This window comes from Bartonella rhinolophi, from assembly GCF_036576165.1.
Taxonomy (GTDB): Bacteria; Pseudomonadota; Alphaproteobacteria; order Rhizobiales; family Rhizobiaceae; genus Bartonella.
Map to the genome: position 1 here is coordinate 33,794 of NZ_JBAFWY010000001.1, position 13,732 is coordinate 47,525.

The following is a 13,732-nucleotide window of genomic DNA, read 5'->3' on the forward strand; positions in this document are numbered from 1 at the left end:
TATATCGCATAAATAAACAGGGGCGTAACAATGCTTAAAGAATTCAAAGAATTTGCTATAAAAGGCAATATGGTTGATCTTGCTATCGGTGTGATTATAGGAGGTGCTTTTGGTAGTTTAGTCAATTCAATTGTCAATGATATCTTTATGCCGATCATTGGTTTTATCACAGGTGGAATTGACTTTTCTAACATGTTTATCCAGCTTGCTGGTGAAAAACAAACGACGCTGAGTGCAGCAAAAGAAGCTGGAGCGACCATTAGTTACGGTAACTTTATAACTTTGCTTATCAATTTTCTTATTATTGCTTGGGTTCTTTTCCTATTTGTTAAAGGCATGAATAAAGTACGTCGAAAACAAGAAAAAGAAGAAAACCCTAAAAAAATGTCTCTGGAGGAACAGCTTTTATCAGAAATCAGGGATCTGTTAGCCCAGAAAAAATAAATTTATGAATAAGCTTACTCATGGAATACAGGGAAAAACATTTCCACTGTTGTTCCGTGATTAGGTTTTGAAAATAATAAAAATTGGCCGCCACACTCTTCTACCATTGTCTTACACATTGGTAGGCCTAGACCTGTTCCGGTAAAAACACTGTCACCCGATCTGCTATCTTTGCGTTTTACCTGACCATAAGGTTTCATAGCTTGTACAATTTCTTCATTGTTCATCCCTATGCCATTATCACTCACCGCAATCTTTACGCACTCTTTTTTCCTATAAGAAACATGAATAATAATCTGTCCACCTGATGGTGTAAAACGGATGGCATTAGAAAGAAGATTCCATATAATTTGTCGAAATATCTGTTGTGATACACAAATAAATGGTACGTACTCTGGTGCAACAATGCGCATGATAATGCCATTATGGTTCGCTTGTGTTTCAAGAAACGCCATACTAGAATGCAAACAAGATATCACATCAAATGCTTCAGCAATAAAAGGCGTATTAGCCTGATTATTTGAGTCAGAATATTTTGCTTTTGAGGAATCTAGTAATTGATTTACCAATGACAATATATGCTTTCCCGATGAGATAATATCGCGTAAATATCCATGATAACGCTCATTGTCTATCGAACCAAAACGTCCATCTCTCATAATTTCCGCAAACCCAATGAGAGCATTCAAAGGTGTTCGCATTTCATGAACAACTTCAATTGCTTTATTTTCTTCAGTTTTTTGATCTAAAGGGAGCAGCGTTTCTGTCATATCATGCAGCATAACAGCATAATTATCTTGTCGTGCCAAAGGTATAATTATCATAGAAACCGTTATAGTTTTATGACTTTTCGTCACTAAATCAACTGTCTTATCATAATTAAACACTTGACTTTTCCCCTTTACACGGGTCAACTCAAAATATTTTTCAACCAAAGGTTGATTTTGCAAAGTAAATAATGACGATAATGGCTGCGTGAGTAATTCATTTATTTCATAACCAGTCAATGCCAAAACAGCGCTACTAACCGATTGAATGAGACCCTGCCCATCTAACCACAAAACACCGTCACTCGCTGTCTCCAACAATGATAAAACTACTGCTGGTTCTTTTATGAGAATTTGTTTTATAACGTTTACATGCAATGTCTGCACATATGGCAACTGAATTGCCATCTCTTCAATTAAATGCTCCGATCTGATAGATGAGTGCAATTCTCCACGCAATCGTTCTGCAATTTCACGAAAAGCCGAGCGCTCTGTCTCTGAAAGACTCGATACTTTTATATCTTGCTTTTCATCTCTTTTTTTTTGTATTTCTTCTTGCATCTTCAAAACACTAAAGCCACAAAATTCCTTAAGCTTACATCTGGCATTAAAAACTGGCAAACTTACGTGCTTACACTTACTATGAAGAAAATAGCTTTGGCTGACATGTCATTATGAAGCGTTTACAGAAAAATTTTGACTGTTTTACCACAACAACAAAAACGAGAAACCCCCAACATAATTGCATGCTCACCACTTATTGCAACGAACATTATTGAATCATGCAAACCAGCGATAAGAGAAATGTTTCTCCTCAGCAAAGCTGCAAGCAAAAATACCTTACTTACACTAATATACCAACAAAACTACAGAAAACTTAGCGTAGCGCTTTAAACCGCCAAACGCAACATAAATCATATATTGAGCGCTTTTTAGTATCTTATGGTGTGACACTTTATTTAAAAAAGATCGCTCTTTAACACTAACCGCTACAGAAGAAACAAAAAATACGCCGCAGAATTCTCTCATAAAAGAATATTTCACAACCAATACAAGAGAGCAAGCATCCTTTCCTCAAAATTTATTTAATTTTCTTACATTCCAGATAATCTAAAAATGCCAAAGATGTCTTTACTTCTTCTTTGTATCATACTCTGTGCTATTCACCCGTAGCTTTAACACAAACTATCGTTTCTACTTTGCCATTTTCTGTTCAAAATTTTAATTTTTCATAGTAAAAAATAAATACAGGATAGCACCCACTTTCATAAAATCAAACATTAACCTTTTAAAATAATATCGTCACGTATCTATAATATCGTTTTGATTATTATTATACTCATTAAGCAAAATTTCACGTCTACCAACATGATTGGCAGCTCCAACAATGCCTTTTTCTTCCATCCGTTCAACGAGAGAAGCTGCCTTATTATAGCCAATTGAAAGCCGGCGCTGGATATAAGACGTCGAACATTTTTTATCACGCATAACTATCTTAACAGCTTGCGCATAAAGTTCTTCACCATTCTCACTAAGATATTCCGTCACCGCAGTTTTAGCAACTGAATCAGTGGATTCCATTCCTTGGCTCTCCTCTGCACTATCCGTTACTGTTGCTAAGTAATCAGGCTTTCCTTGCATTTTAAGATGCGCAACCACAGACTCAACCTCTTCGTCAGAAACAAAAGGCCCATGAACACGTACAATGCGCCCACCGCCTGCCATATGAAGCATATCTCCTTGACCCAAAAGCGTTTCCGCACCTTGCTCTCCCAAGATTGTGCGACTATCAATTTTTGATGTTACTTGAAAAGAAATGCGAGTTGGAAAATTCGCCTTAATTGTCCCTGTAATAACATCTACGGAAGGACGCTGCGTTGCCATAATAAGGTGAATACCTGCAGCACGTGCCATTTGCGCTAAACGCTGAATAGCGCTCTCAATTTCTTTCCCAGCGACCATCATAAGATCGGCCATTTCATCAACAATAATAACAATATAAGGGAGTTGCGTCAAATCCATCGCTTCTTCATGGTAAAGCATTTCCCCACTTTCCTTATCAAAACCCGATTGTACAGTGCACATAATCGTTTCGCCTTTTTCTGCTGCAAGTGCAACTCGCGCATTAAAACCGTCAATATTACGAACACCTAACTTAGCCATTTTACGGTAACGCTCTTCCATTTCACGAACTGCCCATTTTAAAGCTGTTACAGCTTTCTTTGGATCCGTCACAACAGGCGTTAAAAGATGTGGAATACCATCATAAACAGAAAGCTCTAACATTTTAGGATCAACCATGATCAAACGGCACTGTTTTGGTGTCATTTTATAAAGAATCGATAAGATCATTGTATTAATGGCAACTGATTTACCCGACCCTGTCGTTCCTGCAACCAATAAATGGGGCATTTTAGCTAATTCTGCAATGACAGGCTTACCATTAATCCCTTTCCCTAAAGCAAGAGCTAATTTGAACTGGCTTTCACGAAAAGAGTTTGATTGAATTAATTCACGCAAATAAACCATTTCACGAACTGCATTTGGCAATTCAATCCCAATAACATTGCGCCCAGGAATCACAGCAACACGCGTAGAAATCGCGGACATAGAGCGAGCAATATCATCAGAAAGACCAATAACCCGTGATGATTTTACTCCAGCAGCAGGTTCAAATTCGTACATTGTCACCACTGGTCCTGGATGAACATGAATAATTTCCCCCTTAATTCCAAAATCCTCCAAAACGCTTTCCAAAAGTCCAGCACCACGCTCTAATATTTCTTGCGTAATAATTGTACCTTCGTGAAAAACAGGCTCCTGCAGTAAATCAATTGGAGGAAATTCATAATTACTATAACTAAGAGATTGAAAATTTGGCATAAAAGCAGAATTACAACTGCCTAACGAGACATTGGCAGTAGGCAGCTTTTTGCTTTTCACTCTCAACGCGGAACAATCTTCTGAACTTTTTGCCACATTTTTTTCTATACAATCGGCAATATTTCTGGAGTTGTTGACTATTTTAGGAGTGCCTACATCACTTAATGCTTGACCCGAACCCCCAACAACAAGCTTAGAACCGCACTCTTGAGCCTTTTTAGTAGCATCACTCTTTGTATGTATTAAATCAAAATTTTTCCTGCCTCCTTGCATATTCTCTGCTGAAGCTTCTGATATAACTGAATCGTAAAACTGTGGAAAACGATATTCAAGAACACGATAAAGAGCAGTAATTGATTTATCAAAGGTAGAGACCTTATCCAAAAAAACCTCACCGCTTACAACATCAACAGACGTTGCGTTTTTGGCTGAAATTTTAGTATCGATCTTCTCAAATATAAACGGTCCGCATTCAAAAAATACATCATCAGAAAGGTGAAAAGAAGGCTTCATTTCTTGTACAGTATTTTTTACTTGTTGTAAGCCATGCTTCTCTGCATTCCCCTCAACTGAAGTACTCATATTCTGTTGTGATAATTGCCCCAAAACTGGCGAATGGCACAATGACGCTTCATTCTCAACCAATCGAGAATTAATCGCTTCTTCAGACGAATGAGAATTTGTTATTTCTCTATTCCTATCACAAGGCATAACACTTGTAAGCTTTTGCGATTCTTGCTCTGTAAAAACTTTAAATTGTTTTGCAAAAATTGGATCTGTTTCTATGCGACGACGCAAAATTTCAACTTCTGGTGTTCGCGTAAAACGCACATTCTGCCCAAGGGTAAACGCCTTTTTCCATACTTCTGGATAAGGAAATATTTCCGTAACCTTAGCAGATAATTTTTTTTCTGATGCAACTTTTGCACCTTCATTAGAAAAAGAAAACGTAGAAAGAGATTTTGTTTTCGAATTATGCATGACACCCAACAAAATTATAGCAATGAGAATAACTGCTCTTTCGATAAAGAACGCGTGAAAACTATAGTATGAAGGTTAATAACCTTTTGCCAGCATCCACTTTTTAACAAAAAAGTGATGCCTATCGATAAATACTTCCTCTGCACTCTTCCTGCATAAATTACAAAATCTACAGCGTCATCCAATGGCACTTCATTAATATTAGGAAAAACTTTATCACAGAAATTACAAATTATTTTATTCTCTTTCCTCCCCGCATCATATCAGTAATACTATTTAACTCTCCATTCCTCATTGTCACAAAACAGTTTAATTTCTTTACTTTTAATAAAATTATCTTTGTTGTCCTTGTTACAAAAGACTCAAATAGTATACAATTTAACAATAATGAAATAGGGAGCAAATTATGTTTAATAAGCGAAAATTTTATATCAATGGCCTATGGAATGATCCAAATACTCCTCATGATTTACATGTGATTGACCCATCAACAGAAGAAACCTGCGCTATCATTAGCATTGGCAGTATAAAAGATGTAGATAAAGCGATTAGCGCTGCTCAAAAAGCTTTTCAAAATTGGAAAATAACCCCACCGAGTGAGCGTCTCAGCTTCGTTGAAAAAATTTTAGATATCTATGAAAAACGCTCAGAAGACATGGCAAAAACCATTTCAATGGAAATGGGAGCACCCATTGATATGGCACGCAATGCACAAACTGCAACTGGTAGTCATCATATTCGCAACTTTATCAAAGCATTCAAAGAATTTTCGTTTCAAAATGTTTTAATAGAAGGAAATGAACAAGCAATTCTTCACTATGATCCAATCGGCGTTGTAGGGTTGATTACTCCATGGAATTGGCCCATGAATCAAATAACCCTCAAAGTTATCCCTGCTCTACTAGCTGGCTGTACTATGATTTTAAAACCCTCTGAAATTGCTCCTCTTTCTGCTATGCTCTTTGCTGAAATTTTAGATGAAGCTGCCCTCCCTGCTGGCGTTTTTAATCTCATCAACGGAGATGGTGCTAATGTAGGCTCTTATTTATCTTCTCACCCAAATCTGGAAATGATTAGCTTTACTGGATCAACTAGAGCGGGAAAAGCTATTTCTAAAAATGCTAGCAACACTTTAAAACGAGTCTGTCTGGAACTTGGAGGAAAAGGAGCAAATATTATTTTCAATGATGCCGACACAGATGCTATTCAACGTGGTGTACACCACTGCTTTTACAATAGTGGGCAAAGCTGTAATGCACCAACACGTATGCTTGTGGAACAAAACAGCTACGAAAAAGCCATAAAAATAGCTAAAAATATTGCCGAAAAAACAAAGGTAGGCTCTGGTCATCAAACAGGAAATCACATTGGTCCCGTAGTCTCAAAGCAGCAATACGATAAAATTCAAGAGCTCATACAATCTGGAATTGATGAAGGTGCAACTCTCGTCGCAGGGGGGACTGGTTTGCCAACGGGAATGGAACGCGGTTATTATGTTCGCCCAACAGTTTTTGCTGATGTGAAACCCAATATGCGCATTTTTAAAGAAGAGATATTTGGTCCAGTCCTTTCAATTATTTCCTTTAACACAGAGGATGAAGCCGTGACCTTAGCCAACGACACAGAATACGGTCTTACAAACTATATACAATCACAAGATCGAAACAAATGTCGTCGTATCGCTGTGCAAATACGGTCTGGTATGGTAGAAATTAACGGACACAGTTTACCCAATGGCAGTTACTTTGGAGGTGTAAAGTTTTCTGGACGTGCCCGTGAAGGTGGAAAATGGGGAATTAAAGAGTTTCTGGATACCAAAGCAATTTCATATTGGTAAAAAAATTTATTAAAAACTTGATAGGAATTCTATAGTGATACAGCAGATAACGGATGAAGGTGCTCTTGGGCAACGACTCGATCAGTGGCTCGCTAAAAAATATCATCATGAACTGTCACGTTCACGCTTGCAAACCCTCATCCGTGAAGGCTACCTTAAAATTGATGGACAACTCATAAAAGAGCCGAAAACAAAATTAAAATCCAATCAAATGATCGAATTGGTAATGCCTACCCTTAATGATGCAAAACCAAACGGCGAAGCTATTGCATTGGATATTTTATTTGAAGATAATCACATCATTGTCGTAAATAAACCTGCTGGTCTCGTTGTTCATCCTGGCAATGGCAATTGGACGGGTACGTTAGTTAATGCCCTTATCTACCACTGTGGCGATAGTTTGTCTGGTATTGGAGGCGTTAAACGTCCTGGTATTGTCCATCGTCTCGATAAAAATACAAGCGGAGTCATGGTTGTCGCCAAAAATGATCTTGCTCATAAAAATCTCTGTGCCCAATTTTCTGATCACGGACGTACTAACGCATTAGACCGACGTTATTATGCTTTAATTTGGGGATCTCCCAATCATAATATTTTGACAATTGACGCCCCTCTTGGTCGCTCTCCCCATAACCGAATAAAGCAAGCTGTTATTCATAGCAAAAATCCTCATGCTCGCCGTGCTGTTACGCATTTTTCCTTACTTGAAAAGTACGGTTTTTGTGCAGATACAACATCTTTTGCTAGTCTTCTGGAATGTCGTCTAGAAACTGGACGCACACACCAAATTCGTGTTCATATGGCTCATATTGGACACCCGCTGGTAGGTGATACTGTTTATGGAAATGCTTTTAAAACAAAATCAAACGCGCTTAATCCTGTAATAAAAAATGCCATTGATCAATTCAATCGACAAGCGCTGCACGCGGCCAGTCTTACCTTTGAGCATCCCTCTACAGGCGAAATTATGTCTTTTTCTTCACCACTCCCTCAGGATATAACTGAGCTTATCAAGCATTTTAAAAAAATTAATTGAAACTTTTGGCTTTCTTATGATTTCACAGTAAAATATCTCTTTTTGAACAAAATTAAAAATTATAAAAGTGATAGTATTGTAAGATATAGTTTATATGATGTCTGAAAATAGAATTTGCCTTATTAGGGAATTCGTACAAAAGGAGGGTGCTATATGGCCCATATGAATCTAGTATCAATAATAGCAGGTGATGGGGGATTGAATCACTACTTAGAAGAGATACACCGTTTCCCGATGCTTGAACCAAAAGAAGAGTATATGTTAGCTAAGCGTTATCATGAGCATAACGATTTGAAAGCTGCGCATAGATTAGTTACGAGTCATCTGCGTCTCGTTGCTAAAATTGCTATGGGGTATCGAGGTTATGGATTACCGATTGGAGAAGTTATTTCAGAAGGTAATGTTGGGCTTATGCAAGCTGTTAAGCGTTTTGAGCCAGAGCGTGGATTTCGTCTTGCAACCTATGCAATATGGTGGATTAAAGCGTCAATTCAAGAATATGTATTACGATCTTGGAGCTTGGTTAAAATGGGAACGACTGCGAATCAAAAGCGCCTGTTTTTTAACCTTCGTAAATTAAAAAGTAGTCTTCAAGCACTTGATAATAGTGATCTTAACGCAGAACAAGTCAAGGAAATTGCAACCCGATTGAATGTCACGGAAGATGAAGTCGTATCAATGAACCGTCGGCTTGGTGGTGATACTTCACTCAATGCGCCTCTTCGTACCAATGAAGGTGAAGATAGCGAATGGCAGGATTGGTTAGTTGATGATTCTGACAATCAAGAACAAATTTTGATTGAGCAAGATGAATTAGAAAATCGTCGTTCTATGTTAACATATGCTATGGATAATCTTAATGAACGTGAAAAGCGTATATTCCAAGCTCGCCGTTTAAGTGACGAACCATTAACGCTAGAAGAACTTTCAAGCGAATTTAACATCAGTCGGGAACGTGTAAGACAAATTGAAATGCGTGCATTTGAAAAAGTGCAGCACTCCATAAAAACTTCTACTTTTTCCCGAAAGCAGATGCAAAGCAAATAGTGTTGATATGTTTTTAAAGTGCACTAAAGTCAATATATTGGGTATATTGACTTTATATTTTTGAGTTAAGCTTTTTTCCTGTTTACAGAAGCGAAGATATTCGTTCATTCGTAATTTTGTGTCTCTATTCGCTTTTAAAGTTGTTATTATCTGATTGTGCAATCCACTGCCCAATGACTTTGTTAAAAATAGCCTTACCTATTGATCCTTTTGTAAAAGTTAATTCATTTATGCGTCCATTTTTGTCAACTAATATCAAACGTATCCAATCCAATTCCTGTATTATCTGCAAATTGCGACCAAGAAATGGGTGATTAGCACTTAATGCCACAAGAAAAAAATCATCTTTAATCTTCGCCGCAACAGTCCCCGTTAAAGTTTGTCCGATTGATTGTTCACTTGCCTTAAAAGTCAATGCTTGAATATTGCTTATAGCTTGACCTGAAAATTTATCAGAAAGAGTAAAAATAAAATCCATAATATACGCAGCAGGAAAAGATAAATCAGTATTACGACGTAAAATTAACCGTAACGATAATCCTTCATCTGGAATTGTTATATCGCCTTGTATAGCTGATTCTCCTAGCTCTCCCTTAATACGATCTTCTTTTATAAGCGACCACCGTACACGACCTGTTGCCACCTTTTCTACATCATAGTTCGTACGCGTTTGATAAAGGACAGCTTCACCCAATTGATCTATTGGCTGTAAATTAGAAGAAACAACTGTTGAGGTTCCTCCTCCTTTATTCAAAGAATCTGCCATTTTATCTAAACTAGTATCAATTTCGCTCCCATCCTCTAGTAAACGTTGCGTTAACTTTCTATTCACTGATAATGCATGCGGTATTGTATGCGAAGCTCGAAAATTTTCTTCTGACAACTGATAATCACTTGATACAAATACACGTCCAAAAACAAAACAAACACCAATAGTTAAAATGACAAAACTGATACAAGAAGCAATCCCTACCATAACACGCTTTTGCATCGACGAGCGATTAGCACGACGTAAAGCTTGAGAAAAAATATGCGAAACAACATGTAAATTATCGACTTGCGCAGCAGAGGCTATAATAGAATCCTTTAACGTATTTTTATCAATATGCTGAGAGGCTAAATAAGTATCCATATTAACAGGCTCTGCATCTGGTATGCCTGATGTAGAAAGCGTATCAGACGCCTTATTATTCTTTAAATTTGTTGCAAAAAATTCTTGTCTTTCTTCTGCTACTACAGCTGAAGCATCATTACCTTGTGGCAAAACAAAATCTATGTTTTTGTCACCTTCAGCCGTACCTATAGATTTCCATTTACCCCCTGAAGAAAGCAATTCCTTTTCAACCGCTAAATATTCTTCTTCAACAGTCGTAATAGCACTTTGCAAAACCTGTCTTTGCTCATCAGCTATTGCTTGTGGTATTGTCGCTTCTGTAAATTGATGCTCTAATGTTTCGATAGCTCGTTTATAAATCCGCTCGCGCACTTGTGATGTAACATTACTTTGCGCATTAATTGCCTTTTTTAAGATTTTAACAAAATCTATCATATCCTATCTAATCTTTCTCAAACTGAGGAAAAACCTCAGCTGCGAGGTAAAAGCCTTTTTAGCCATCTAAGTTGATTGCTCTGTATAATTGAAATAACTATTGTTGCAGTCTAAAATGAATACATAAATTAAACAATGCTATTTGATACTTTTTATCATTTGCTCTTAAGTCTTTATACGTACAAAAGTATAAAGATAACATGAAAACCATGATGATCATAATGATTAATCTGCAAACGGATCAGTAATAAGAATAGTATCTTTGCGCTCAGGACTCGTAGATAATAAAGCCACCTGTGTATTGGTTAATTTTTCAATATAGCGTATATATTTGGCAGCTTGCACAGGTAAATCTTCCCAGCTTAACGCATGTGCTGTTGCCTCTTTCCAGCCTTCCAATGTCTCATACACTGGTTTTACACGAGCTTGGACTCCCATAGAAGAAGGTAAATAATCAATCTTTCTACCATCAAGTTCATAACCAACACAAATTTTAATTTCATCCAATCCATCCAATACATCAAGCTTTGTTAGTGCTATACCTTGAACCCCGCAAATCGCTACCATCTGACGTACTAAGACAGCATCAAACCAACCACATCGGCGCTTTCGACGCGTTACAACGCCAAATTCATTACCACGCATCCCAAGAAATTCGCCAATATCATTTTTCAGCTCTGTCGGAAATGGTCCTTCTCCAACGCGTGTTGTATAAGCCTTTGCAATACCTAAAACATAATGAATTGAATTAGGTCCCATACCCGAACCTGTGGAAGCCTGTCCAGAGACCGTGTTTGATGACGTCACATAAGGATAAGTCCCAAAATCATTATCTAATAAAGCACCTTGCGCACCTTCAAAAAGAATGCGTTTTCCCATCTGATAATTTTCATCTAAAAGACGCCACGTGCAGTCCATAAAAGGTAAAATTTCATCCGCTACTTGCATTAATTCATCATAAAGCGCTTGAGGATCAACCTCTGCAATACCCATCCCACGACGCAAAGTATTATGATGTCGCAAAAGCCGTTCAATCTTAACCATAAGCGTATCAACTTCTGCCAAATCCATCACGCGAATAGAACGACGACCCACTTTATCTTCGTAAGCTGGACCAATACCACGCTTTGTTGTACCAATTTTTAAACCCGAAAAACCACTCTCTCGACTTGTATCAAGATCACGATGCACAGAAAGAATTAAAGGAGCATTTTCAGCAATACGTAAAATTTCCGGCGTAATCTTCACGCCTTGATCACGTAATTTTTTTAACTCTGCAACAAAATGATGAGGATCAATAACAACGCCATTGCCAATAATTGATAACTTCCCACGAACTAAGCCAGACGGTAAAAGCGATAATTTATAACTAACTCCGTCAATAACCAATGTGTGACCTGCATTGTGTCCACCCTGATATCTCACCACGATATCTGCTCGCTCAGATAACCAATCTACAATTTTACCTTTACCTTCATCGCCCCATTGTGTACCGACAACTACTACATTGGCCATAACTTTCTCCGTCGTGTTTGGTAAAATAAAACCAGCATAAAAAAACAAACGCTCTCTTATAACGAAACCTTAGAGCAAGTGCGACTCTTCATTTTAGCTTTTTCCCAATCTTCATGTTATTAAACCCTCAATTTCATGATAATAAAGGCAAACAACATGAAGATATAAAATGTACCTTTATTCTAAACCCATTATTTTTTCTAAAAAAGTAGAAGAATTTAGAGCTTTTGGTTATTATCTTTGCAAAGATCTAGTAAAAAATAACATCTCCCCCATAACTTTTTATAATCTATGTCACGCTTGAAGAGAGTTTTTCTGATAAAAAGTACGTGTTATAAAAATCGTAAGAAATTATTTTAAAGTCGAGCTTTTTCAACCTGAAATGCCCATTCAAGCCATTTTGTTAAAAGTTCAAGATCAGAAACCTCAATTGTTATACCTGTCCAAATCCGAAGACCTGGAGGAGCATTTCTATATGAACCAATATCATATGCCACACCCTCTTCATCAAGACGATCCACTATTGCTTGTACAAAAGATGCCTGCCTTTCAACATCCAAAGCAGTAATGACTGGATCCACAATTTCTAAACAAACAGATGTATTAGAACGTATTTGAGGCACCTTTGCTAAATACTCTAACCAAGGTGTTTTACAAACAAACGCATCCATTACTGCAAAATTTTTATCAACTCGTGCCATTAATGCTGGCAAGCCACCCAACGACTTAGCCCATTTTAATGCACCAAGATAATCTTCAACACACAATAGAGAAGGCGTATTAATTGTCTCTCCTTTAAAAATATTTTCGTTCAGTTTTCCATCTTTTGTCATACGGAAAATCTGGGGCATAGGCCAAACTGGAGTATAATTTTCAAGCCGCTCAACAGCACGAGGACTTAAAATCAATATACCATGTGCTGCCTCACCTCCTAAAACTTTTTGCCATGAAAAAGTAACAACATCTAATTTTAAAAACTCAAGCTTTTGCGCAAAAGCTGCTGATGTTGCATCACAAATTGTTAATCCTGCCCGCTTATCTGGAATAAAACATGCATTAGGAATACGCACACCAGAAGTCGTCCCATTCCATGTAAAAACAACATCACGATTAAAATCAATTTGTGTTAAGTCTGGCAATTCACCATAAGGAGCTCTAAAACAACGCACATCAGGAAGCTTTAACTGCTCGACAACATCAGCAGCCCACCCCGAACCAAAGCTCTCCCACGCCACCATATCAACACCACGTGCACCTAATAAAGACCACAAAGACATCTCAACAGCACCAGTATCTGAAGCAGGAACAATACCTATACGATAATCAGAAGGCACTTCAAGAACTTCACGAGTTAAATCAATAACTTCAGCAAGTCTTAATCGTGCTATTTTAGATCGATGAGAACGCCCTAATAATGCCTTTTTTAAGACCTCAACAGTCCAGCCAGGATACTTACTACAAGGACCTGAAGAAAAATGAGGATTCGCTGGACGGCGGTCTGGTTTTTTCAACATTATTACTATTCTCCCCTTTTAAATGGCTTGTTTTAAGAGCGACAAATTATTATAAAGGCTGCTGTGCTAAAAGCCTTTTACACAGATACCAAAGATATTTTCTATTTATTTCGTAAGTTTTAAATACGCAGAATCTTTATAAAAAGTACTCTCACCAAC

At 37.5% G+C, this 13,732-nt stretch carries 9 protein-coding genes; 4 read left to right on the forward strand and 5 right to left on the reverse strand.

Annotated features, from left to right (window positions below; all coding sequences use genetic code 11):
- Nucleotides 1–30 precede the first annotated feature (30 nt).
- The gene (gene mscL, locus V5N67_RS00120) at nt 31–444 is read left to right on the forward strand and encodes a large conductance mechanosensitive channel protein MscL (RefSeq protein ID WP_332059682.1); all 414 of its coding nucleotides are present in this window, start codon (nt 31–33) and stop codon (nt 442–444) included.
- A 14-nt stretch (nt 445–458) separates the two neighbouring features.
- Here the strand turns inward: mscL and V5N67_RS00125 are convergent, their stop codons facing one another.
- Nucleotides 459–1,772 carry a PAS domain-containing sensor histidine kinase gene (locus V5N67_RS00125; RefSeq protein WP_332060276.1) on the reverse strand — a complete coding sequence of 438 codons (1,314 nt, stop codon included), beginning with the start codon at nt 1,770–1,772 and terminating at the stop codon, nt 459–461.
- 741 nt (nt 1,773–2,513) lie between these two features.
- On the reverse strand, nt 2,514–5,075 hold the full coding sequence (locus V5N67_RS00130) for a DNA translocase FtsK (RefSeq protein ID WP_332059683.1): 2,562 nt from the start codon (nt 5,073–5,075) through the stop codon (nt 2,514–2,516).
- A gap of 406 nt (nt 5,076–5,481) precedes the next feature.
- Here V5N67_RS00130 and V5N67_RS00135 point away from each other — a divergent pair, with 406 nt between their 5' ends.
- From V5N67_RS00135 to rpoH, 3 genes are all read left to right on the forward strand, one after another.
- Complete coding sequence (locus V5N67_RS00135; protein ID WP_332059684.1) at nt 5,482–6,912, forward strand: aldehyde dehydrogenase family protein; 1,431 nt, start codon at nt 5,482–5,484, stop codon at nt 6,910–6,912.
- Between the two features lie 31 nt (nt 6,913–6,943).
- Nucleotides 6,944–7,948 (forward strand): RluA family pseudouridine synthase, encoded by a 1,005-nt coding sequence (locus tag V5N67_RS00140; RefSeq protein ID WP_332060278.1) that lies wholly within the window; start codon nt 6,944–6,946, stop codon nt 7,946–7,948.
- A 153-nt stretch (nt 7,949–8,101) separates the two neighbouring features.
- Entirely contained in the window at nt 8,102–8,995 is an 894-nt protein-coding gene (rpoH, locus tag V5N67_RS00145) for an RNA polymerase sigma factor RpoH (protein ID WP_332059685.1), read from the forward strand.
- Between the two features lie 124 nt (nt 8,996–9,119).
- On the opposite strand, the gene V5N67_RS00150 is transcribed toward rpoH, so the two are convergent.
- The 3 genes from V5N67_RS00150 to V5N67_RS00160 form a co-directional block, all read right to left on the reverse strand.
- Entirely contained in the window at nt 9,120–10,544 is a 1,425-nt protein-coding gene (locus V5N67_RS00150; protein WP_332059686.1) for a hypothetical protein, read from the reverse strand.
- A gap of 225 nt (nt 10,545–10,769) precedes the next feature.
- A complete protein-coding gene (locus tag V5N67_RS00155; RefSeq protein ID WP_332059688.1) occupies nt 10,770–12,059 on the reverse strand; it encodes an adenylosuccinate synthase in 1,290 nt (429 codons plus the stop codon).
- 356 nt (nt 12,060–12,415) lie between these two features.
- Nucleotides 12,416–13,573, reverse strand: a complete 1,158-nt coding sequence (locus tag V5N67_RS00160) for a phosphoserine transaminase (protein ID WP_332059689.1) — start codon at nt 13,571–13,573, stop codon at nt 12,416–12,418.
- Nucleotides 13,574–13,732 lie beyond the last annotated feature (159 nt).

Coding starts and splice junctions, on each gene's coding strand:
- V5N67_RS00150 (WP_332059686.1), bottom strand. CDS start 10,544: ATGATAGATTTTGTTAAAATCTTAAAAAAGGCAATTAATGCGCAAAGT.
- V5N67_RS00155 (WP_332059688.1), bottom strand. CDS start 12,059: ATGGCCAATGTAGTAGTTGTCGGTACACAATGGGGCGATGAAGGTAAA.
- V5N67_RS00160 (WP_332059689.1), bottom strand. CDS start 13,573: ATGTTGAAAAAACCAGACCGCCGTCCAGCGAATCCTCATTTTTCTTCA.
- rpoH (WP_332059685.1), top strand. CDS start 8,102: ATGGCCCATATGAATCTAGTATCAATAATAGCAGGTGATGGGGGATTG.
- V5N67_RS00130 (WP_332059683.1), bottom strand. CDS start 5,075: ATGCATAATTCGAAAACAAAATCTCTTTCTACGTTTTCTTTTTCTAAT.
- V5N67_RS00135 (WP_332059684.1), top strand. CDS start 5,482: ATGTTTAATAAGCGAAAATTTTATATCAATGGCCTATGGAATGATCCA.
- V5N67_RS00125 (WP_332060276.1), bottom strand. CDS start 1,772: ATGCAAGAAGAAATACAAAAAAAAAGAGATGAAAAGCAAGATATAAAA.
- mscL (WP_332059682.1), top strand. CDS start 31: ATGCTTAAAGAATTCAAAGAATTTGCTATAAAAGGCAATATGGTTGAT.